Below are 20,340 nucleotides of genomic sequence, written 5' to 3'. Positions count from 1 at the left end.
GCCCTTCGTGGGTCGGGGCGACGCGGGCTCGGACCGGACGGAGTCGCCCGGGCTCGGGCCACTCCGCGGGACACGATCGCTGCGTGAGGTATTGACGCGAACACGCTTAGTGGCTTCCATGTGCGCAGTCCGGCTTCGACGAGCCGGCCGTCGGGAGCGGGACACTCCTGCCGGTCCGCGGGAGCCGCCCTGCCGGATGCCCCTTCGCCTGCCCGCCCGGAGACGCGCGCCCAAGAATGGGAGCGCTCCCACCCGGAGAGGACCCCCACCATGCGTCACCCACCGTCATTCCGCGTCCGGCGTACCCTGGTCGCGCTCCTCACCGCGGCCCTCGCGGCTCTCGTCCCGTTCACGCCGGCGGTGCCCGCGCGGGCTGCCGTCGCCCCCGCGTCCCCGTCGGCCGTGGCAGCCGTGTCCGGCGCCGGTTACTGGCACACCGAGGGACGCCGGCTCCTCGACGCGCAGAACCAGCCGGTGCGCATGGCGGGCATCAACTGGTTCGGGTTCGAGACGTCCAACTACGTCGCCCACGGACTCTGGTCGCGTGACTACAAGTCGATGGTCGACCAGATGAAGACTCTGGGCTACAACACCATCCGCCTGCCCTACAGCGACGACCTCTTCAAGGGCACCCAGCCCAACGGCATCAGCTACGCCAACGGCATGAACGCCGACCTGCAAGGTCTCAACTCGCTCCAGGTAATGGACAAGATCGTCGGCTACGCGGGCTCGATCGGCCTCAAGGTCGTACTCGACCGTCATCGGCCCGACTCCTCGGCCCAGTCGGCGCTCTGGTACACCTCCGCCGTCCCCGAGACGACCTGGATCGCCGACCTCAAGGCACTGGCGGGGCGCTACCAGGGCAACACAGCCGTGATCGGGATCGACCTGCACAACGAGCCGCACGACCCCGCCTGTTGGGGATGCGGCGACACCGGCACCGACTGGCGGCTCGCGGCGGAACGGGCCGGCAACGCCGTGCTGTCCGTCAACCCCAGCCTGCTGATCTTCGTCGAGGGCATCCAGACGGTGAACGGTCAGAGCACCTGGTGGGGAGGCAACCTCGCCGGCGTCGCCAACGCGCCGGTGCGGCTGAGTGTCGCCAACCGCCTGGTCTACTCGGCCCACGACTACGCCACCAGCGTCGCGCAGCAACCGTGGTTCAGCGACCCGTCGTTCCCGGCGAACATGCCGGCCGTCTGGGACAAGTACTGGGGCTACATCTTCAAACAGAACATCGCCCCCGTCTGGCTGGGAGAGTTCGGCACCACCTTGCAGTCGACGGTCGATCAGAAGTGGCTCGCGGCGCTCGTCGACTACCTGCGCCCCACCGGCACCTACGGGGCCGACAGCTTCAACTGGACCTTCTGGTCGTGGAATCCGAACTCCGGTGACACGGGAGGCATCCTCAAGGACGACTGGCAGACAGTGGACACCGCGAAGGACGGCTACCTGGCGTCCATCAAGGCCCCGGGCTTCGCCGGAGGCGGGGGAGGCGGAGGCGGCGGGGACACGACGGCGCCCTCGACGCCGACCGGACTGGCCGTGACCGCCACCACCGCTTCGAGTGTGTCGCTGTCCTGGAAAGCCTCCACCGACGACACCGCGGTGACCGGCTACGACATCTACCGTGGCACCACCAAGGCCGGTGACACCACCGGGACGTCCTTCACCGACACGGGCCTCACCGCGGGAACCCGCTACGACTACACCGTGCGGGCCCGCGACGCGGCCGGCAATACCTCCGCCGCGTCCGCGTCGGTCACCGCGACGACCACCGGCACCGGCGGCGGCTCCAGCGGATGCAGTGCCACCTACAAGGTGAGCAGCGACTGGGGCAGCGGATTCAACGCCGATGTCACGGTCACCAACACGGGCTCCGCGACGACCAAGTCGTGGCAGGTCACGTGGGAGTGGCCGGGCAGCCAGACCGCCGTCTCCGGGATGTGGAACGCGTCCTACACCCAGGTTGGCAGGACGGTGACCGCGAACAACGCCGACCACAACGGCGCCATCGCGGCCGGCGCCTCGACCGGCTTCGGGTTCGGCGCGGCGCCGGGCGGCGCCGGCACGCCGGTTCTGAGCTGCCGGGCCGGCTAGGGAGTCGTCCGGCCGATCATGAGTACGGGCAGCCAGGGAAAGTCCCGGGTGAGCGACGGAGTGATCGCCGACGCGATCCTGACCTGACCTGACCTGACCTGACCTGACCGTTCTCGTTCTCGGTGCTTGTTGAACACCAGGGGCCGTCCGCCGCGTGAGTCTCGCGCAGGCGGGCGGCCCGATCACAGTCGGTCCCGTGGCCGGAGACCGACGCACCCCATCAGTCGCTGCCCGTACCCCCGATATCCTGGGACTTCATTGCGCCTCCGATTCCCCCCACCTGAAAGAGACCTCACCCTGTGGAGTTCCGGCTGCTCGGCATGGTGTCCGTCGACACCCTCGTGGGGCCGCTGTCCCTTGGCCCGGCCAAACGCCGCAGTCTCCTCGCAGCACTGCTGCTCTCGGTCAACACGCCCGTTCCCGTGACCCGTCTGACGGACTGCCTGTGGGACGACGCACCACCGCTGCACGCCCGTAGTGTCATTCAGGGACATGTCTCGCAGATACGTGCCCTGCTGGCCCGTGCGGACGCCGCCGACTACGGGGTCGAACTGGTCACCCTGGGCGACGCGTACGCCCTGCGGTCGCCCGAAACCCTCCTGGATTCCCACAGGTTCGAGGAACTCCTGGCGCTGGCCAAGGAGCAGCAGGACGCGCGCGACGCGATGTCGATGCTCAAGGACGCACTCTCCTTGTGGCAGGGCCCCGCCCTCGCGGGCACGTTCCCCGGCCCGGCGCTCCAGGCAGCCGCGCACGCGCTGGAGGAGTCGCGGGTGGCCGCCGTCGAACAACTGGCCCGCGTACACGCCATGTTGGGGGAGCACGACCAGGCAGCGGCCGTCCTGCGCACGGTAGCGATCGTCCACCCCATGCGGGAGCCGTTGACCGCGTCCCTGATGACCGCGCTGTACCGGGCCGGACGTCAGTCGGAGGCGCTGGACTGGTTCAACCGCACCAGACGGCTGCTCGTCGACGAACTCGGCGTCGACCCCGGGAGCGAACTCGCCCAGGTGTACGCGTTGATCCTGCGGGGCGATCCCCTCCCGGAGGACCCGCACCCGCCCGAGGGGAACCCGAGCCGGGAACAGTCCGGTTCGGGACGTCGGGGGCCAGGTCTTGAGGGGCAGGGGGACCAAGGGGCCGGAGCCTGGCCGGAGACGTACGGCCCGCATCCGGCGGGCTCGTCCACCGACCGTACGTCCGAAGGCATTGCACTCCCGGCGACGGAGATCCGTACGGGCAGCGCCGTGCAGACGTCAGCACGCTTCGGACCTGTCGCCCTGCCCCCGCTGGTCGACCTGTCGTATCCCAAGGATCTGCTGCCGCGGGCGCCCCGGGGTTTTCACGGGCTGGAGGCCGAACTGGCCGAAGTGACCCGGGTCGCCTCCGCCGAGGCCCCCGTCTGCCTGGTCACCGGGCTGCCGGGAGTGGGCAAGACCGCGCTCGCCGTGCAATGGGCCCACGACAACGCGGCCCTGTTCCCGGACGGGCTGCTCTTCGCCGACCTGCGCGGCTTCAGCGACACCGGCGAGGCCGCGCTCACCGAAGTCCTCCGCGAATTCCTGCCGGCGCTCGGTGTGCCCCCGCGCCGTGTGCCCGAATCGGCCGCGGCCGCGGCCGCGCTCTTCCGCTCCCTGACCCACCGGCGACGCCTGCTCGTCATACTCGACAACGTCCGTGACTCCGCCACCGTCCGGGCGCTTCTGCCCAGCGGCGCCGACTGCGTCACCCTGGTCACCAGCAGGCACCGGCTGGACGGCCTCGTCGCCTCCGAGGCGGCCGGCGCCGTTCCCCTGGAAAGCCTTGAACCCCAGGACGGCACCGAGCTGTTGGTCGGCGTTCTCGGCAAGGACAGAGTTCTGGCCGAACCGGAGGCGGCCCGCAGACTCACCGAACTGTGCGGCGGGCTGCCTCTGGCCCTGCGCGTCACCGCCGCCCGGCTGGCCGGGCGCCCGCAACGGACCCTCGCGGAACTCGCCGCCGAACTCGCCGACGAGCAGAGCAGACTGGCCTACCTCGACGTGGACGACACCAGTGTCTCCGCCGCGCTGCGCCTGACCGTGCAGCAACTGCCGCCGGACGCACTGCATCTGTTCACCCGCCTCGGCCACCATCCCGGTTCGCATTTCGATCCGTTCACCGCCGCGGCACTCGCCGGTACGGCCCCACGTGTCGCCGCCGCGGCACTGGAACGCCTCGCCGCCGCCCACCTGGTGACCGAGACCGCGGCCGGGCGGTGGGAACTCCACGACCTGGTACGTCTCTACGCCCGCACCCTTGACCCCGGATCCGGGCGTGAAGCCCTCACCGGCGTCCTCGACCACTACATCGCGACCGCGCTCGCCGCCGCCGACACCGCGCAGCCGGGCGGCGAACCCTGCTTCACGCTGCCGGACGGCTTCCGCCGCCCTGTCGCCGTGCGGGACTTCACCGACCGGGCGGCCGCCATGCACTGGCTGGCCACCGAACGCGACGATCTGACCCTGGCCGTCGCCGCGGCTCGTGCCGCCGGTCTCGACGACCGTGCCTGGCGCATCATCCTGCTCCAGTGGCCCCAAGTGGTGTGGCGGGTGCGGGACAACTGGGTGCCCTCGCTGAACATCGCGCTGGAATGCGCGCGCGCCCAGTGCGACCCGTACGCCCAATCACGTGTGCTCACCCTGCTCGGCTGGGTGCTGAGCGAGGAAGGCAGGCCGGGCGAGGCCCTCGCTCTGCTGGAGCTCTCGCCTCCACTCGCGCGGCAGGCCGGTGACCGGCTCGGCGAGGCGACCGCGCTGATCAATCTCGCCGTCGTCGAAGCCGAGGAAGGTGACGTCGAGGCAGCGCTGGAGAACTGCGGCCGGGCCATCGTGCTGGCCCGGGAGGAACCCGACGCGCACACCGAGATGCTCGCGCTCCAGCACCTCGCCCGGATCCAACTCGCCGCGGGGCGGCCCCGGGAGGCGTTGCGATCGGCTCGTACGGCCCTGGATCTCGGCCCCGAGCACGAGGAGGCGGCGCGCCGCGCGCTGCTGCTCACCGTCAGCGGTGAGGCACAACTGGCCCTCGGCGCGGACAGCGAGGGGATCCTGCTGCTGGACCGGGCCGCCGGGGAGGCCGAACGCGCCGGCTACGACGAGGGAGCCGTACGGGCGTTGGCGACCCTGCTGCGGGTGCGCCCCGGGGCGGACTACCGCGAACGGTACGAGGAAGCGGTGCGCCGGATCTCCGACGACGACTGACAGCCGTGTGCGGACGGTCACACCCTGGACGTCAGTGGTACGCCAGCGCGACATCAGCGGCACGTGAGCGCCAAGCCCAAGACTGATGCATGTCAGCAGTTCAGGGACGGCACGCCGTACGACCCGGCGTTCGCCGCACGCACTCTCTCGGGGGAACCTTCGTGAGCACCATCCGTCACCGCACCACTCTGCTCGCCGCCACGACCACGGCCGTGCTCGCCCTGGCCCTCACCGCCTGCGGGCCCGACGGCTCCGGCGTGAAGTCCTCCGGCCAGGAGACCGCGAACTCCGGCGGGGCCGCCTCCTCGACGGCTTCGACGTCCGGTGCGGGCGGTGCCAAGAACGCCGGCACCGGCAGTGGCGCGGCCGACACGACCTCGACCGTTTCCGGATCGGGTTCGGCGTCGGGAACGGGTACCGGATCGGCTTCCGGCTCCACGCCCGTCTGCACGACCAAGGACGTCGTCATCAGCGCGGCCCACCAGGACGGCCCGCCCTACACGCACATCGTCCTGACGGCCAAGAACACCTCGGGCCACGGCTGCCGCATGAACGGCTTCCCCGAGATCCAGTTCCTGGAGGGGCACCGCGAGAACGTGCCCGCCGTGGCCAAGAGCAAGCCCGCCGCTCCCGTCGTCCTCTCCGCCGGGGCCCCTGCCTACGCTCTGGTGAAGCTGTCGGACGGTGGCAAGGACGAGGACACGGAGCCTGTGATCGCCTTCTCCGTGGGCGTCCAGGGCGGCAGCGCCCTGGCCACCGTCAGGGCCCCCGGTGCCGACGGTATCGCCGTCGACTCCGCGAAGTGGGCCACCGGCTACTGGACCCCCGAACTCCGCAACGGCGCCGACGACTTCTAGTCCTGCCCTGGACGGACCGACGGAGGAGACCCACGGCCCGGGCCGTGGGTCTCCTCCCTTTCACGCCAGAGCGAACTTCTGGGCGCCTGAGCTGTTGCAATCCCAGATCTGGAGGCGGGTGCCGTTCGCGGTGGCACCCGATGGCGAGTCGATGCACCGGCCGGTGGCCGGGTTGGACATCGAACCATCGGCGTTGGCGACCCAGTTCTGGTACCCACCGCCGTTGCAGGTGGCCAACTGGAGCTTGGTACCGGCCGCGTTCACACCGCCGGCGATGTCCAGGCACTTGCCCAGCGTGCGCAGGGTCTGGCCGCTCCACGTCCACTTCTGGTCCAGCGAGGTCGCCTGCTGGCAGTCCCACAGCTGGACCGCGGTGCCGTCACCACCGTTGTCGTCACCCGCGACGTCCACGCACTTGCCACCCGGTCCGTAGACGGGGGTTCCGATGGCGAAGTTCTGGGCGCCTGAGCTGTTGCAGTCCCAGATCTGGAGGCGGGTGCCGTTCGCCGTGGCGCCCGACGGTGAGTCGATGCACCGGCCGCTGGCCGGGTTGCGCAGCGAGCCGTCGGACTGCCGCACCCACGCCTGATAGCCGCCGCTGTTGCACGTGGCGAGCTGCAACTTCGTGCCCGCCGCGCTGTTGCCGCCGGCGATGTCCAGGCACTTGCCGAGGGTCTGGAGGGTCTGGCCGTTCCAGGTCCAGTGCTGGTCCTTGGCCGTCGACTGGCAGTCCCAGAGCTGCACCGCGGTGCCGTCGCCGCCGGTGTCGTCACCGGCCACGTCGACACACTTGCCGCCCGGTCCGGTGATCGTCTGGCCGGTCGTCGAACCGCCGCCGCCACCACCGCCGGAGCCGGGGCCCTTGTTGTAGACGGCCACTGAGTCGACGACCAGCTTGCCGCCGGAGACCGTGGCCGCGTTCGGGCCGCCACCGAAGGCGTCCGGGAAGCCGCCGCCGATCGCCAGGTCGTAGATGATGAAGAACGGGTGGTCGACCGCGTCGGCCCAGGTCGTCGCGTCCACCTGGTTGGCGTTGACGGTGAAGAAGTTGTTCCCGTCGAGGTAGAACCTGATCTGCTCCGGCGACACCGAGCGGTCGATCTCCGCCGCGTAGTCGTGGAAGCCGGTCTGGCAGCCGGCGCAGGCGCGTTCACCGGAACCGATGCCGGTCGACTCGTTGCACGGTCCGCCGGGGCTCACACCGCAGTGGAGGGTGCTGAAATCGGAGCTGCGACCGTTGATGTCCTCCATGATGTCGATCTCGCCTGACTTCGGCCAGGTCACACCGTCGCGCAGTGGCGCGCCGAGCATCCAGAACGCCGGCCAGTACCCCGCGCCGTTGGCGGTGGTGACGTTGGGCTGCTGGAGAACCGACTCGATGCGTACGACGCCGCCCGCCGGAGCGCCGAAGCCCGCCGACTGGGTCTCCACACGCCCGGAGGTCCAGCCGCCCCGTGGGTCGGAACCGGAGTGCAGCGCCTGGAGCACCAGGTGCCCCTGGCCGTCGTAGTAGACGTTCGAGGTGCTGTTGGTCATGGTCTCGATCTCACCGGTGCCGAAATTGCTGCCCGGCCCGGTGTCGTACTTCCACAGGCTCTGGTCGATGCCGGTGCCCGACGCGCCGTTGAAGTCGTCGCTCCAGGTGAGCGTGAAGCCCGACGGCGTCGGCGGCACGGCCGCTTCGGCGCTCAGCGTCCCGGTGACGGTGGCCGCCATCGTCATGACGGCGACGGGAATCAGAGTCAGTGCTCTCTTCCATCCGTGGCGCCGTGGTCTCGCAGAGGGTAATGGCATGGTCGGACCTCCGTGGGGAAGGCGTGATCGTGCTTGTCCGCTGCGTCACCCAGGTGAGCGCCATCAACGGTGGGCGGTGAAGGCGCACTTGGGGGTCTGGATGACAACGAACAGGGCGAAGACCGGCGCGCCTGGGCTGTTGTGGACCGTCGGTCCCACAGCGGGCGGCCGGGTTCCGTCCGTGGCCGGCGGACGCACCATCAACGCAGGTGACGGCGTGCGGGTGTTGAGCCGTGTGGAGTTCTGTGCGGGGGCGACGCTATTGGACCGGACCAATGCCGTCAAGGCTCCGAGACGCACCTCGATGTGGGGGGACCGGTCTCGACGACTCTGCCCTCGGAGGGCGGTTCATGGGCCGTTGAGAGGTTCTGCGGCCGTGGGAGGGTGAGGGCTTGGCGGTCGAGCGCCGCGCCGTGGCACACCCGGTCGGCAACGCCTGCTCGCCACCGCGACCGGCACAGCTCGGTCCTCGCCCCCGGCGTCGACTCGGGCCGGAGCTCACCCGGTCCGGTCGGGTCGACGGGCGCCGATTTCCCGCCGTTCCCAGAGCTCCAGGCGCCGACCGGGACGATCATCACGGACCGTGATCTACTCCCGATCAGGGTGCCGATCAACGAGAAGCCGAGGGCATGACTCATCACTGCTGCGAGACGATGACCAGCCGCGTGAACACGCGCTGCGACGAGCACGACGACCCCTTCGCCTGTCCGGACGCGCTGATTGACTTCAGCGCCAGGTTCCAGGAGTACGGGCTGATCATCCATGACGGCGGCACGTCGAGCATCACGATCGGCTTCTGTCCCTGGTGCGGAGGACGCCTCCCCGCCTCGCGACGCGACCGCTGGTTCGACGAGCTGGAGCGTCGCGGGATCGATCCGTGGGAGGGCGAGGTGCCCGCCGAGTTCCAGGACGACCGCTGGCTCGCCTCCCTTCACGGGGAGTGACGAACGGACAACTCCCACCCAGGCCGCTCCACCGCCCAGGTGCGTGCGGTGTGCCAGGGTGCGATGGCGGCGCTTGCAGGTGACGTCGCGAAGTCAGCTGCCTTCTGGCCCGGTTGGCGCTCGCTTACCGGTTCGGCCCGTGCCGGGTGTCGGTGGCAGACTGCCTGGGGTGGAGTCCATCTTGCGTGCCGCCGGGGCGTTGTTGCGTGTCGAGTTGTTTCGTCCCGTCGATCTGGGCGGCAGCTCGCGGAGCACCGTGTTGCGATGCGAGACGGCCGACGGCGGCAGCGTGATAGTCAAGGCGTTCAGCGACGCCCCGGAGTCCCTGCGTTCCTTCACGGCCGAGGCCGCCGGGCTGTCCCTCGGGATCGCCGGTCCCGAGATTCTGGGTGTGGACCCCGAATTTCCCTTGCTGGTCATGGCGGACCTCGGAGATGCACCCACCCTGGCGGACGTCCTGCTCGGCAGCGATCCGTCGGCCGCGGAAAGCGGGCTGCTGGACTGGGCCCGCGGGCTCGGGCGGCTCGCCGCCGCATCGGTGCACCGGCGTGCCGCTCTCACGCGGCTGTGGGCCCGATACGACAAGGGCCTGCTGTCCTGGGGAGATGAGCCGTGGATCGCTCAGCGGGCCGCTGCTCTGCCGGCGCTGCTCTACGGCGCCGGAGTCGCGGCTCCGCCAGGTCTCGACGAGGAGTTGGCCCGGATCGGCACCGCGGGTGGGGAGGAGTATCGCGCCTTCACCCCAGGTGACACCTGTCCCGACAACAACCTGCTCACCTCGGACGGGCTGAGGCTGATCGACTTCGAGGCGGCCTGCTATCAGTCGGTGTTCCTGACGGCCGCGTACTGCCGGATGCCGTTCTCCAGTTGCTGGTGCGTGTTCACCCTGCCGACCGAGATGGCGGCGGAGATCGAGCAGGCCTATCGCGCCGAGGTCGTCGGTGTGTACCCGGCACTGGCCGAGGACGAGGTGTGGCAGGCGGGCATGCGGCAGGCCGTAGCGGTGTGGACGGTGGACGCGACGGTGCGACTGCTGCCCCGCAGCGTGGAGGACGCTCCGCTGCACCGGACTCGCCGTCCGGCCCCGACGCGGCGCCAAGTGCTGCGGCACCGCTGGGAGATGGCGAGCACCCTGGAAGAGTTCCCGGCACTCGCGGAGACGACGCGGTCGTTGTTGCGTGAGGTCGCCGCAGGCTGGGAGGTGGCTGCGTTGCCGGGGTATCCGGCCTTCGCGAACCGAACCGCGAGGTCAGTCGTTTCAGACACGGGTCGATGAAGCGACGCCGCTGGAGTCTCACCGTTGACATCTTCAGGGGCTCTCGCTTTACTCCCGGACAACACCGGAGCCGTGCTCCGGCTCAGAGACACGCCCAGCCGGTATGCAGGCCTCGCGCCCCGAGCCCGGCCCAAGTCGCCAGGACGTTCTGTCGCGTCCGAGGCGGGGACGTGCCCTCTTCCTCCTGGGAGCTCATTCACATGAGCCGTTCAAGTATTCCTTCCCGCAAGCTCATGGGCACCGTCGTCGGCGCGGCAGCGCTGGTCGGCGCTCTGGTCGCCCCGACGACCTTCGCGCAGGCCGCGTCCGTGCCCCTGCCGCCCACTCACGTCGGGTTCGACTACCAGATCGGCGGTGCCTACACCCCGCCGGCCGGGGTGAAGGTCGTCACCCGTGACAACGCCGCCTCCCCGGCGGCGGGCCTGTACAACATCTGCTACGTCAACGCCTTCCAGGCGCAGCCGGGTGCCGAGAGCGAGTGGGACGCCGACCTGCTGCTGCGCGACGCGTCCGGCAAGGTCGTCTACGACGAGGACTGGGGCGAGGCCTTCCTCGACATCGGCACCGACGCCAAGCGACAGCGGATCGCCACCAAGATCGGAAGCCTGATCGACAGGTGCAGGACCAAGGGGTTCCAGGCGATCGAGCCCGACAACTACGACAGTTACTCCCGCTCCGGGAAGCGCCTGACGGCCGCCGACGCGCAGGCGTTCATCAAGCTGCTCTCCGCCCGCTCTCACGCGGACGGTCTGGCCATCGCCCAGAAGAACACTCCCGAGCTGGCGGGCAACCACACCGCCAACGGCCTGGACTTCGCCGTGGCCGAGGAGTGCGGCCAGTACGACGAGTGCGGCGACTACACCAGCGCCTTCGGAAACAACGTGATCGTGATCGAGTACACCAACTCCGGCAGGTCGAAGGCCTGCAACGGGTGGGGCGGCACGCTGAGCATCGTCCAGCGCGACGTGGACGTCAAACCGGCGGGCAGCAGTGGCTATGTGCGCAAGACCTGCTAGACCACGGGTCGACCCGACTCGGCTGTCCGGCCTGCGGCGGCTCGGCGCCGCCGCAGGCCGGTACGGCTTCCACCGTTCGTTCGGGTCGTGTCGGCGCCCGTCGCGTACGCGCCTCTCCCGGGCCCGGCCGTTCAGGTGGTGGCCTGGTTTCAGCCGCCGACCCGTCCGGGGCGACGGCGGCCGAGAACGCGCGCGAGTTCGCCGACCGGCGCCAGCGCGTGTCCGCCACCGTTGCCGCCCGCGCACCACCACACGGCCTCGCCCCCTCGTTCGGAGCCGTGGGCGCCGAGGTCATGGCGAGGGCACACCGGCCAGACCTGCCAGGTCCGTTCGAGCAGGCTCTCCTGGATCAGGATCGCCAGGCCGGTCAGCGCGGTGGCCGGGTCGTCGCACATGGTCGGCAGGACGGGACCGCCCCAGTTGAGCTGTTCGCCGTCGGCGAGGCGGACACCGGCTCCCACCGGGAACCAGTCCTCCAGGACCTCGATCTCCGGTTCGCCCTCGATCCCGCGCGTCGGCAGGTCGCGGGCCACGACGCGCAGCGCGGCGCGCAACGTCTCCAAACGCTCGGGGGCGAGGTCGAAGCCGGGATCGAAGCCCGAGTCGTCCAGGACGCGCCGGGCCAGGGCGGTCATCTCCGCCCGCGGCACCTCGGCCGGGTTCCGCTCGACGACCTCCAGGACGGCCTCGGTGCGCTGGAACCCGTCGAACAGTTCGCAGGCGAGGGTGACGACGTCCCGCGGGTCGAGGTCGCCCTCGCGCAGGCCGCGGTAGCCCCTTCGCCGCGCCTCTTCGGTGCGCGCTTCGTACTCCGCCATGGCGTCGCTCACCGGCCCAGTATCCCGAGGCGGCGCGCCGTCCGACTGCCCACGTGGGTGTTCCGGCGCCCCTGGTGCGGTTCCGTGCCACGCGGCGGCGCCGAACGGCGACACCTCCACGATTTCTGACAGAACATCACATACCTTGTCGGCGAAGGGCAGTGGCGGCTCACGCACAGAGAGGCTGTGTGCGGAGCGCCCACGCCCATCACCGCCCTCGTCCATGTCGTCTCCGCTCGCGGCCACGGTGCCCGAATCTGGCTCGACCAGAGACGCAGGCCTCCGGCGAGACGTCGATCCTGGTTCCTCGTGGAGGCAGAACATCGTGCAGAAGATCAATCGTCTCGGCGTGGCCGTCGCGACCGCGCTCGCCGCGGCAGCCCTGTGCACCCCGTCCGTGTCCGCCGCGGCACCCGGCGGCGGACACGGACGGGGCAGCCACCATGCGGTCTTCGTCCAGACCGACAATCCGACGGGCAACCAGATCGTCGCCTACCGGCGTGCGGAGAACGGCCGGCTGACCCGGGCCCGGACCTACGACACGCACGGTCTCGGGGGAGTGCTGGCCGGGTCGGTCGCCGACCACCTCGCCTCGCAGGGCTCCCTGACCTACGACCCGCGCCACGCCCTGCTGTATGCCGTCAACGCGGGCAGCGACACCGTCTCCGTGTTCTCGGTCGACGGTGACCGCCTCGCGCTGCGGCAGGTCGTCCGCTCCGGCGGCCGATTCCCGGTGAGCGTCGCCGTACACGACGACGACGTGTACGTGCTCAACGCCCTGAACGGCGGCTCCATCCAGGGCTACACGATCGACCACGGCCGCCTGCACAAGGAGGCCGGACGGAACCGCCGTCTGGGACTCGACCCGAACGCCACGCCCCAGTTCACCAACACCCCGGGGCAGGTGGGCTTCACCGGCGAAGGTTCCCAGCTCGTCGTCACCACCAAGGCGAACGGCAGCAGTCTCCTGGTGTTCAACCTGAGCCGCTCCGGCGCACCGGCCCACTCCCCGGTCACCACGAGCCTGCCGGGCGCCGTGCCCTTCGCCTTCGTCCCCAACGGCCGCCACGGCCTGTTCCTGGCCGAGGCCGGGACGAACGCCGTCGCGACCTTCACCGTCCACCGCGACGGCACCGCGTCGCAGGAGGCCTTCGCGCCCACCGGCCAGTCGGCCACCTGCTGGATCGTCGCCACCCGTGACCTGCTCTACGCCTCCAACGCGGGCAGCTCGACCCTCAGCGGCTTCCGCACCTCCGACCACGGCCGCCGACTGACCGCCCTGGGCAACACGCCCACCGACCCGGGCACCGTCGACGCCGCGACCACTCCGGACGGGCGCTACCTCTACGCCCAGACCGGCGTCAACGGCATCGTCGACGAGTTCAAGGTCAACCGCGACGGCTCCCTCACCCAGCTGGGCTCCCGGACGGTACCGGGCGGCGTCGGCGGCGAAGGCATCGTCGCCCTCTGACCGGTCACCCGCACGGCACAGGACCGCGGCCCCGCCCACCAGGCGGGGCCGCGGTCGCCTCATTGCGCACGTGCCCCGTCCCCTCCCCGCCACGCCCCCCAATTTCGGCGTTCCGAGACGATCGGTCAGAGGTGGCCGTCCAGGAACGTCCGTACCTCGGCGGCGGTCATGGGCCCCGTGCCGTGTGCCACCGCTTCTCCCGCCTTGAGCAGGACGCAGGAAGGGGCTCCGGTGATCCCGTAGCGCGTGGTCGCGGCCGGACAGCGGGTGATGTCGGTGCGGACGGCCGTCAGACGGCCCGTGTACTCGTCGGCGATGTCACTCACGACGGGGTCCATCGCCCGGCAGGGCTCGATCGCCTTGGGCCAGGTCCCGGTGAAGTAGGCGAGGACCGGGACCTCGCTCATCCCGAGGATGAAATCGAACTCCGCGTCCTCACGGGGCTGGTGAACCCGCTTCGTCGCCATAGACGCTCCTGACCTCGCGCTCCGTCGTTCCACCCCCATCTTCCCCGGTGCCGCGCCAGGCTGGTTCACGGGTCGGCCCCGCGCGAGGGATCCGGGTCCGGTTCAGGCGTCCACGCGGCGCCCGGCCAGCCAGGTGACGATCTCGGGATCGTGATGGTCGAAGAACAGTGAGCCGCCGGTGTCGAGCGTGGCGATCCGGGTCATCTGCTCGTCGGTGAGCTGGAAGCCGAAGATGTCGAGGTTCTCCGCCATGCGCTCGGCACGTACGGACTTGGGGATGGCGACGACGCCGCGCTGGGTGAGCCAGCGGAGCACGACCTGGGCGACGGACTTGCCGTACTCCTCGCCGATCCCGGCCAGCAGCGGGTTGGTGAACAGGTCGTTCCTGCCCTCGGCGAAGCCGCCCCAGGACTGGATCTGTACGCCGTGTTCGCGCATGAGGTCCTGGTAGTCGGCGCGCTGGAAGAACGGGTGGGTCTCGATCTGGTTGACCTGCGGGGTGATCTCGTTGTTGACGATCAGGTCGATCAGGCGGTCCGGGTGGAAGTTGGCGACGCCGATCGCCCTCGCCGTGCCCGCGCGGTTGAGGGCTTCCATGGCACGCCACTGGCCGTAGACGTCGCCGAAGGGCTGGTGCATCAGGTACAGATCGAGGTGGTCCAGGCCCAGCTTGGTCAGGGAGGTCTCGAACGCGCGCTTGGTGTGCTCCTCGGCGGGGGCGTCCTGGACCCACAGCTTGGTGGTGACGAACAGGTCCGCGCGGGCGAGGCCACTGGACCTGATGGCCCGGCCGACGGCTTCCTCGTTGCCGTATGAGGCGGCGGTGTCGAGCAAGCGGTAGCCGGCGGCCAGGGCCTCGGAGACGGCGCGCTCGGTGTCCTCGGCGGGGATCTGGTAGACGCCGAAGCCGAGAATCGGCATCTCGACGCCGTTGTTGAGGGTGACGGTCTGCATGAGCGCGATGTCCTTCGCTGTGCGGGTCGAGCGGGAGAGGGAGGGGACGGTCGGCCTCGCCCTGCTGCTCCGAACGAGGGGCGGGGCAGGCCCCACGAGAGCCGAGGCGAGCCCGGATGGGATCAGCGTTCGAGCATCCGCGCCTGGGCCGCGGTGTGGGTGTCGCCGGCGGCGGGCGGCATGCCGCTGAGCGTGTCGAGCTGCGCGGCGGTCAGCGTGACGGCGTCGGCCGCGGTGTTCTCCTCGACGCGGCTGACGCGCTTGGTGCCGGGGATCGGGGCGATGTCGTCGCCCTGGGCGAGCAGCCAGGCCAGCGCGACCTGCGCGGGCGTGGCGTCGACCTCGGCGGCCAGGGTCTTGACCTCGTCGGCGAGCGCGAGATTGTGCCGGAAGTTCTCGCCCGTGAAGCGCGGGTTGTCGCGGCGGAAGTCGTTCTCGTCGAACTGGTCGGGGGAGCGGACCGTGCCGGTCAGGAAGCCGCGTCCGAGCGGGGAGAACGGTACGAGGCCGATGTTCAGCTCCCGCAGCACGGGCAGGATCCGCTCCTCGATACCGCGCGTCCACAGCGAGTACTCGGACTGGACGGCGGCGACCGGCTGGACGGCGTGGGCGCGGCGGATGGTCTCGGGGCCCGCCTCGGAGAGTCCGAAGGCGCGGACCTTGCCCTCGGCGATCAGCTCGCCGACGGCCCCGGCGGTCTCCTCGATCGGTGTGTTCGGGTCGACCCGGTGCTGGTAGTACAGGTCGATGTGGTCGGTGCCCAGCCGCTTCAGGGAGCCCTCGACGGCCGCGCGCACGTTGGCCGGGCTCGAGTCCAGGTTCCAGGCGCCGGCGCCCGTGTGGGAGACCAGACCGAACTTGGTGGCGAGGACCACCTTGTCCCGGTGTCCCCTCAGTGCCCGGCCCAGCAGCTCCTCGTTGATGTAGGGGCCGTAGATCTCGGCGGTGTCGATGAGCGTGACGCCCAGCTCCAGCGCGCGGTGCACGGTCCTGATCGACTCCGCGTCGTCGGTGCCCGAGCCGGTGTAACCGTGGGACATGCCCATGGCGCCCAGGCCGATCCGGGAGACTTCCAGGTCACGCAGCTTGATGTACCGCATCTCGCCCTCTTCCGATCATGGTGTTGCCCGCTCCCTCGCCGTCGCCCGGCCCGACAGGTCGTGTCGGTCGGAATCCGGGCGAAGGCGAGAGTCCGGCGATTTCCTCACTCACTCTCGCCCGGATCGCCGGGGTGTGGCAGGGCGGGCTCTTCAGGGGTAACGACAGGGCCCCTCTCCCGTCCCCGCGGCGAGTACCCGGCGGGTGAGACTGGAGTCATGGCAACCGAGAGCGCGCACAGCGAGGGCGCCGAGCTGGGCCGCTATCTGCGCGCCCGCCGCAACCAGACCAGCCCCGGACACGTCGGCCTCACCGTCGGCGCAGGCATCCGCCGCACCCCCGGTCTGCGCCGCGAGGAGCTGGCCACCCTCGCCGGCATCAGCATCGACTACTACGTACGCCTGGAACGCGGCAGGGAGACCCGCCCCAGCCCCGCCGTCCTGGACTCCCTGGCCCGCGCCCTGCACATGGACGACCAGGAACACCAGCACCTGCGCGAACTCGCCGCCCGCGCGGCCCGCTACGCGCCCGAACCGCCCCCGGTCCCGAGCCGCACCGTGCGTCCCCACCTGAAGCTGCTGCTGGAGTCGCTGCGCCCGAACCCCGCCTACGTGATCAGCCGCAGCATGGACATGCTGGCCTGGAACCCCGGCGGCCTCGCCCTGTACGCGGGGCTGGAGGACTGGCCGGTCAGACACCGCAACCTCGCCCGCTACCTCTTCCTCCACCCGGCCGCGCGTGACCTGTTCCCGGACTGGGACCGCCAGATCACCGGCTGCGTCGCCCGGCTGCGCGCCGTCGCGGGCACCGCCCCGGACGCCCCCGACCTCACCCACCTCGTCGGCGAACTGCTTCTGAAGAGCCCGGACTTCGCGGGACTGTGGGAACGCTACGAGGTGACCGGCCGCAAGCCCGCACAGAAGATCTTCCAGCATCCGCAGGTCGGAACGGTCACCCTCACCTCGCAGTCACTGCACGTCGAGGGCACCCCGGGCCAGCGCATCGGCGTCTACACGGCCGAACCCGGCAGCCCCGACCACGACGCGCTGCTCCTGCTCGACATGACCGCGCCCCGGCCCACCGGACGTGCCGAGGCCACGCCGGAGACCCCCGAGCGGCAGGCGTAGGCCACCACGCACGATGGTCGCCTCGTCCTTCGCCCATCCCCGACTGTGGTTCCCGCACCGATGGGAGGGGCCGTCCGCGACCTACGACATCTCGCCCCGGACAGCCCCTTTCGACACCGCCCGGGTTACCGGGACGGGATCGGCTGGGTGAGGTTCACCGCGTTGCCGTCCGGGTCCTGGATGTGGGCGACGCGCTGTCCCCACGGCATGTCGTTGGGGCCGCCGCCGACCGAGCCGCCCAGCGCCGCCACCCGGCCGAGCGACGCGTCGACGTCGTCGACGGCGATGCTGAGCAGGATCCGCGGCCCCACCCCGGTCCCCGCGTCCTCCTTGGCCACCAGCCCCAGATCGGTGTCACCGATGCGCAGGCCGAGGTAGAAGACCGGCCCCTCCGCCGGCACCCGGAAGACCTCCTCGGCGCCGAACAGTTCCGTATAGAAGCCGAGCAGAGCGTCGAGGTCGGCAGTAAGGATCACTGGCTGGATCGTGGACATGGCACTCCTGTCGAGAACGGTCGTGTCATGGGACAGACCGCCCGGGACCGGTGAACTCATCGGCGGACCTGTCCCGCCCGACGATGATCGAGCACGTCCGTCATTCCGCGGCGCGACCGACGTGGGTCATACGGGCGTCGTAGCCGGTGTCGGGATCGCCTTGTGCAGGGCGGAGGAGACGTCACGGCGGTACTCCGGAGTGGTGCCCCGGCGCAGGTGGACGTTGATCAGCGGCATGGTGACCTCGGCTCGTTCCGGTGCGGTCTGCGGGATCGGTGCGGTGTGCCGTCAGGGAGGGAGAGGCCGCCGGGCGCCCCGATCGGCGACTTCAGGTCGAGCGGCTCCGGTTGCTTCGCTCCGGTGAGGGTTCTTCGCCCGTGCCGTTCACGCTAGGGGCGCCCCTGCCATGCGGCCAACGAATGTCGTGCATGGTGGATATGCTCTCCGCTCATGGACGTCACGGCGGTCGGCCTGCGGGTGCTCCGCGAGGTGGCCGAGCGGGGCACCTTCACGGCGGCGGCCCAGGCGCTGGGCTACACACAGTCGGCGGTCTCCCGGCAGGTGGCCGGCCTGGAACAGGCTTTCGGCGTCCGCCTCTTCGACCGTTTCCCGGGCGGCGTACGGCTGACCCCGGCGGGCCGGGCCCTGCTCCGCCACGCGGTGACCGCACTGGACGCGCTGAACGCGGCCGAACGCGAACTGCGCGGCGCGGAGGACGACTCGGGGCGGGTGCGGCTCGGCTACTTCCCCGCTGCCGGACCGGTGCTGGTGGCCCAGGCGCTGGCGACCCTGCGCCGGGAGCATCCTCGTGTCCAGGTCGCCACTCGGGAGGGGACCACCCCGTCCCTGGTGAGGGCCCTGCGGGCCGGCACCCTGGACCTCGCCCTGCTGTCCTCGCGGCCACCGCACCGCTCACCCGACACCGACGATCCGCCCTTCCACACCGAACCGCTGCTGGAGGACCACCTGGTCCTGGCCGTGCCGGCGGACGGCCGCTTCGCCGACCGGAGTGACGCCACGGCCGAGGAACTCGCCCACGAGACCTGGATCGCCAGCCCTTCCGGCACCGGCGAGCCGTTGCTCGGCGTCTGGCCGGGACTTCCCGGCCGGCCCCGCGTCCACCACGCCGGCCGTGACTGGCTGACGAAGTTGCATCTGGTCGCGGCCGGGGTCGGTGTCACGACGGTCCCCGCGACGCTGAGGTCCGCGGCCCCACCCGGGGTCCGGCTCGTCACGGTCGCCGACCTGCCCGAGGAGCGGCGCCGTGTCAGCCTCGTACGGCTTCCCGGCCCCACCGTCCCACCGCTGGACGCCGTGCTCCACGCTCTCCGCCGTCAGGCCGCCGACCTCGCCGACCTCGCCGACTGACAGCCGGGCCATGCCCGAGCGTTCCGTGGGCTGACGCGGATTCAGTTCCCCAGTGACGACAGGGCCGCCGCCACCCGTTCGGACGTCTCCGGTGGGGTCGACGCGTGGGGGGAGAAGCGGAGGGAGTCGGCGCGTACCGTCGGGGTGACTCCCTCGGCGTGCAGGGCCTTCGCGACGACGGCCGGCTCGTGGTCCGGCATCGTGAACGACAGGATGCCGGCGCGGCGGGCCGGGTCGGTGGGGGAGAGGACGCGGCCGCCGTGCTTCTCCACCGTCTCGGTGAGCTCGGCGATCCGCTCGGCGACGGCTGCCTCGATCGCCGCGACGGTGTGCCGCTCCACCAGGTCCAACGCGGAGGCGAACGCGGCTGCCGTCACCGGGCTGAGGTTGGTGATCGACCAGCGCCGCGCGTCCGCGGCGGGCGGGTGTTCGGCTCCGTCGAAGAGACCGACGTCCTCGACCCCCGTCCAGCCGGTGAGGACCGGTTCCAGCGAGTCCAGCGCACGGTCGGACAGTACGGCGAACCCGGTCGCCCAGCCCGCGCGCAGCCACTTCTGGCCGCCCGCCACCACCACGTCGGCCGCGTCCCAGTCCATCGTGGCCACACCGAACGCCTGGATCGCGTCCACGATCAGCAGCCGGTCCGGTCCGATCGCCTCGCGCAGGGCCGCCAGATCGGTGCGGAACCCGGTGCGGAAGTCCACGGCGCTGACGGACACCGCGACGACGTCCTCGGTCAGCGCGGCACGGACCAGGTCCGGGGTGACCCCGTCACCGGGCACCGGATCGAGCCAGCGGGGCGTGGCCCGGCCCAGGTCGGCGGTGCGGCGCCAGGGATAGTGGTTGGCCGGGAAGTCGGTGCGCGGGGTGAGGACCACGCCCGCCCGGATCCCGAGGGCCGCGTGGAACAGGCCGGTGGAGGCGTTGGGGAGCAGCACGGTGTGTCTGCTGTCGGTGCCCGCCAGTCGCGCGGCCGTGTCCCGTGCGAGCGCTTCCGCGCGCATCAGGCCGTCCACGGTGGTGTGATCGGCGCGCGCGGACGCCTCCATGGCGCGCGCCGTGGCGGCCACGACGTCCCGCGACGGGGGACCGAACCGTGCGAAGTCGAGGTACCCGGCGGGTGTGTCGAAATGGGCTGCGTACGACGTCAGCACGGGGCTCGTCCTTCCGGGGCGGAACAGGGCGGAACAGGGCGGTACGGAGTGGGATGGGGCGGGGACATCGGGGTGGGCGGAGGTGACGGCGGGCCGCCCGGCGAGCGGTGCCGCGGGGCGGTGCACCTGGGCACGCGGGGCACTGCTTCCGTCGCGCCGGGCGCCTCTCACCCGCCTGCAC

General features: G+C 71.0%; 17 protein-coding genes. 9 read left to right on the top strand and 8 right to left on the bottom strand.

The genetic code is table 11. The features are described from left to right. Positions 1 to 270: 270 nt before the first annotated feature. The 3 genes from ACZ4AA_RS09255 to ACZ4AA_RS09245 all read left to right on the top strand — a co-directional run bounded on the left by ACZ4AA_RS09255 (position 271) and on the right by ACZ4AA_RS09245 (position 6,178). Complete coding sequence (locus ACZ4AA_RS09255; protein ID WP_467597961.1) at positions 271 to 2,100, top strand: cellulase family glycosylhydrolase; 1,830 nt, start codon at positions 271 to 273, stop codon at positions 2,098 to 2,100. Between the two features lie 299 nt (positions 2,101 to 2,399). Continuing rightward, positions 2,400 to 5,321: an AfsR/SARP family transcriptional regulator gene (locus ACZ4AA_RS09250; RefSeq protein ID WP_467597957.1), complete on the top strand. Its 2,922-nt coding sequence runs from the start codon at positions 2,400 to 2,402 to the stop codon at positions 5,319 to 5,321. A 161-nt stretch (positions 5,322 to 5,482) separates the two neighbouring features. After that, entirely contained in the window at positions 5,483 to 6,178 is a 696-nt protein-coding gene (locus tag ACZ4AA_RS09245; RefSeq protein WP_467597954.1) for a DUF4232 domain-containing protein, read from the top strand. Between the two features lie 60 nt (positions 6,179 to 6,238). Here the strand turns inward: ACZ4AA_RS09245 and ACZ4AA_RS09240 are convergent, their stop codons facing one another. Continuing rightward, positions 6,239 to 7,900 carry a ricin-type beta-trefoil lectin domain protein gene (locus ACZ4AA_RS09240; protein WP_467597951.1) on the bottom strand — a complete coding sequence of 554 codons (1,662 nt, stop codon included), beginning with the start codon at positions 7,898 to 7,900 and terminating at the stop codon, positions 6,239 to 6,241. 701 nt (positions 7,901 to 8,601) lie between these two features. On the opposite strand from ACZ4AA_RS09240, the gene ACZ4AA_RS09235 reads away from it, so the two are divergent. The 3 genes from ACZ4AA_RS09235 (at position 8,602) to ACZ4AA_RS09225 (ending at position 11,208) form a co-directional block, all read left to right on the top strand. Next, positions 8,602 to 8,916, top strand: coding sequence for a DUF6980 family protein (locus ACZ4AA_RS09235; protein ID WP_467597948.1), 315 nt, complete (start codon positions 8,602 to 8,604; stop codon positions 8,914 to 8,916). A 169-nt stretch (positions 8,917 to 9,085) separates the two neighbouring features. Then, complete coding sequence (locus ACZ4AA_RS09230; protein ID WP_467597945.1) at positions 9,086 to 10,192, top strand: hypothetical protein; 1,107 nt, start codon at positions 9,086 to 9,088, stop codon at positions 10,190 to 10,192. Positions 10,193 to 10,392: 200 nt separating this feature from the next. Further along, a complete protein-coding gene (locus ACZ4AA_RS09225) occupies positions 10,393 to 11,208 on the top strand; it encodes an endo alpha-1,4 polygalactosaminidase (protein ID WP_467597942.1) in 816 nt (271 codons plus the stop codon). A 149-nt stretch (positions 11,209 to 11,357) separates the two neighbouring features. Here the strand turns inward: ACZ4AA_RS09225 and ACZ4AA_RS09220 are convergent, their stop codons facing one another. After that, complete coding sequence (locus ACZ4AA_RS09220) at positions 11,358 to 12,038, bottom strand: hypothetical protein (RefSeq protein WP_467597939.1); 681 nt, start codon at positions 12,036 to 12,038, stop codon at positions 11,358 to 11,360. Between the two features lie 313 nt (positions 12,039 to 12,351). On the opposite strand from ACZ4AA_RS09220, the gene ACZ4AA_RS09215 reads away from it, so the two are divergent. Beyond that, positions 12,352 to 13,497 (top strand): lactonase family protein, encoded by a 1,146-nt coding sequence (locus tag ACZ4AA_RS09215; RefSeq protein ID WP_467597935.1) that lies wholly within the window; start codon positions 12,352 to 12,354, stop codon positions 13,495 to 13,497. Positions 13,498 to 13,622: 125 nt separating this feature from the next. Here the strand turns inward: ACZ4AA_RS09215 and ACZ4AA_RS09210 are convergent, their stop codons facing one another. From ACZ4AA_RS09210 to ACZ4AA_RS09200, 3 genes are all read right to left on the bottom strand, one after another. Further along, positions 13,623 to 13,964 (bottom strand): thioredoxin family protein, encoded by a 342-nt coding sequence (locus tag ACZ4AA_RS09210; protein ID WP_467597933.1) that lies wholly within the window; start codon positions 13,962 to 13,964, stop codon positions 13,623 to 13,625. Between the two features lie 102 nt (positions 13,965 to 14,066). After that, positions 14,067 to 14,918, bottom strand: coding sequence for an aldo/keto reductase (locus tag ACZ4AA_RS09205; RefSeq protein WP_467597931.1), 852 nt, complete (start codon positions 14,916 to 14,918; stop codon positions 14,067 to 14,069). Positions 14,919 to 15,040: 122 nt separating this feature from the next. Continuing rightward, positions 15,041 to 16,018, bottom strand: a complete 978-nt coding sequence (locus tag ACZ4AA_RS09200) for an aldo/keto reductase (protein ID WP_467597928.1) — start codon at positions 16,016 to 16,018, stop codon at positions 15,041 to 15,043. Positions 16,019 to 16,234: 216 nt separating this feature from the next. On the opposite strand from ACZ4AA_RS09200, the gene ACZ4AA_RS09195 reads away from it, so the two are divergent. Further along, entirely contained in the window at positions 16,235 to 17,143 is a 909-nt protein-coding gene (locus ACZ4AA_RS09195) for a helix-turn-helix transcriptional regulator (protein WP_467597925.1), read from the top strand. A gap of 125 nt (positions 17,144 to 17,268) precedes the next feature. On the opposite strand, the gene ACZ4AA_RS09190 is transcribed toward ACZ4AA_RS09195, so the two are convergent. Then, a complete protein-coding gene (locus ACZ4AA_RS09190) occupies positions 17,269 to 17,637 on the bottom strand; it encodes a VOC family protein (RefSeq protein ID WP_467597922.1) in 369 nt (122 codons plus the stop codon). A gap of 126 nt (positions 17,638 to 17,763) precedes the next feature. Next, positions 17,764 to 17,874: a tautomerase family protein gene (locus ACZ4AA_RS09185; protein WP_467597918.1), complete on the bottom strand. Its 111-nt coding sequence runs from the start codon at positions 17,872 to 17,874 to the stop codon at positions 17,764 to 17,766. Between the two features lie 213 nt (positions 17,875 to 18,087). Between ACZ4AA_RS09185 and ACZ4AA_RS09180 the strand changes: the two genes are divergently transcribed. Continuing rightward, the gene (locus tag ACZ4AA_RS09180; protein ID WP_467597914.1) at positions 18,088 to 19,005 is read left to right on the top strand and encodes a LysR family transcriptional regulator; all 918 of its coding nucleotides are present in this window, start codon (positions 18,088 to 18,090) and stop codon (positions 19,003 to 19,005) included. Between the two features lie 41 nt (positions 19,006 to 19,046). Here the strand turns inward: ACZ4AA_RS09180 and ACZ4AA_RS09175 are convergent, their stop codons facing one another. Then, the gene (locus ACZ4AA_RS09175) at positions 19,047 to 20,159 is read right to left on the bottom strand and encodes an aminotransferase class V-fold PLP-dependent enzyme (RefSeq protein ID WP_467597911.1); all 1,113 of its coding nucleotides are present in this window, start codon (positions 20,157 to 20,159) and stop codon (positions 19,047 to 19,049) included. Between the last annotated feature and the right edge of the window lie 181 nt (positions 20,160 to 20,340).

This window comes from Streptomyces sp. NPDC024698, from assembly GCF_055559015.1.
The sequence above is the reverse complement of the archived record's forward strand: the minus strand, read 5'-3'. Positions and strand labels throughout refer to the sequence as shown.

Coding starts and splice junctions, on each gene's coding strand:
- ACZ4AA_RS09190 (WP_467597922.1), bottom strand. CDS start 17,637: ATGTCCACGATCCAGCCAGTGATCCTTACTGCCGACCTCGACGCTCTG.
- ACZ4AA_RS09205 (WP_467597931.1), bottom strand. CDS start 14,918: ATGCAGACCGTCACCCTCAACAACGGCGTCGAGATGCCGATTCTCGGC.
- ACZ4AA_RS09180 (WP_467597914.1), top strand. CDS start 18,088: ATGGACGTCACGGCGGTCGGCCTGCGGGTGCTCCGCGAGGTGGCCGAG.
- ACZ4AA_RS09235 (WP_467597948.1), top strand. CDS start 8,602: ATGACTCATCACTGCTGCGAGACGATGACCAGCCGCGTGAACACGCGC.
- ACZ4AA_RS09210 (WP_467597933.1), bottom strand. CDS start 13,964: ATGGCGACGAAGCGGGTTCACCAGCCCCGTGAGGACGCGGAGTTCGAT.
- ACZ4AA_RS09240 (WP_467597951.1), bottom strand. CDS start 7,900: ATGACGATGGCGGCCACCGTCACCGGGACGCTGAGCGCCGAAGCGGCC.
- ACZ4AA_RS09185 (WP_467597918.1), bottom strand. CDS start 17,874: ATGCCGCTGATCAACGTCCACCTGCGCCGGGGCACCACTCCGGAGTAC.
- ACZ4AA_RS09200 (WP_467597928.1), bottom strand. CDS start 16,018: ATGCGGTACATCAAGCTGCGTGACCTGGAAGTCTCCCGGATCGGCCTG.
- ACZ4AA_RS09255 (WP_467597961.1), top strand. CDS start 271: ATGCGTCACCCACCGTCATTCCGCGTCCGGCGTACCCTGGTCGCGCTC.
- ACZ4AA_RS09225 (WP_467597942.1), top strand. CDS start 10,393: ATGAGCCGTTCAAGTATTCCTTCCCGCAAGCTCATGGGCACCGTCGTC.
- ACZ4AA_RS09195 (WP_467597925.1), top strand. CDS start 16,235: ATGGCAACCGAGAGCGCGCACAGCGAGGGCGCCGAGCTGGGCCGCTAT.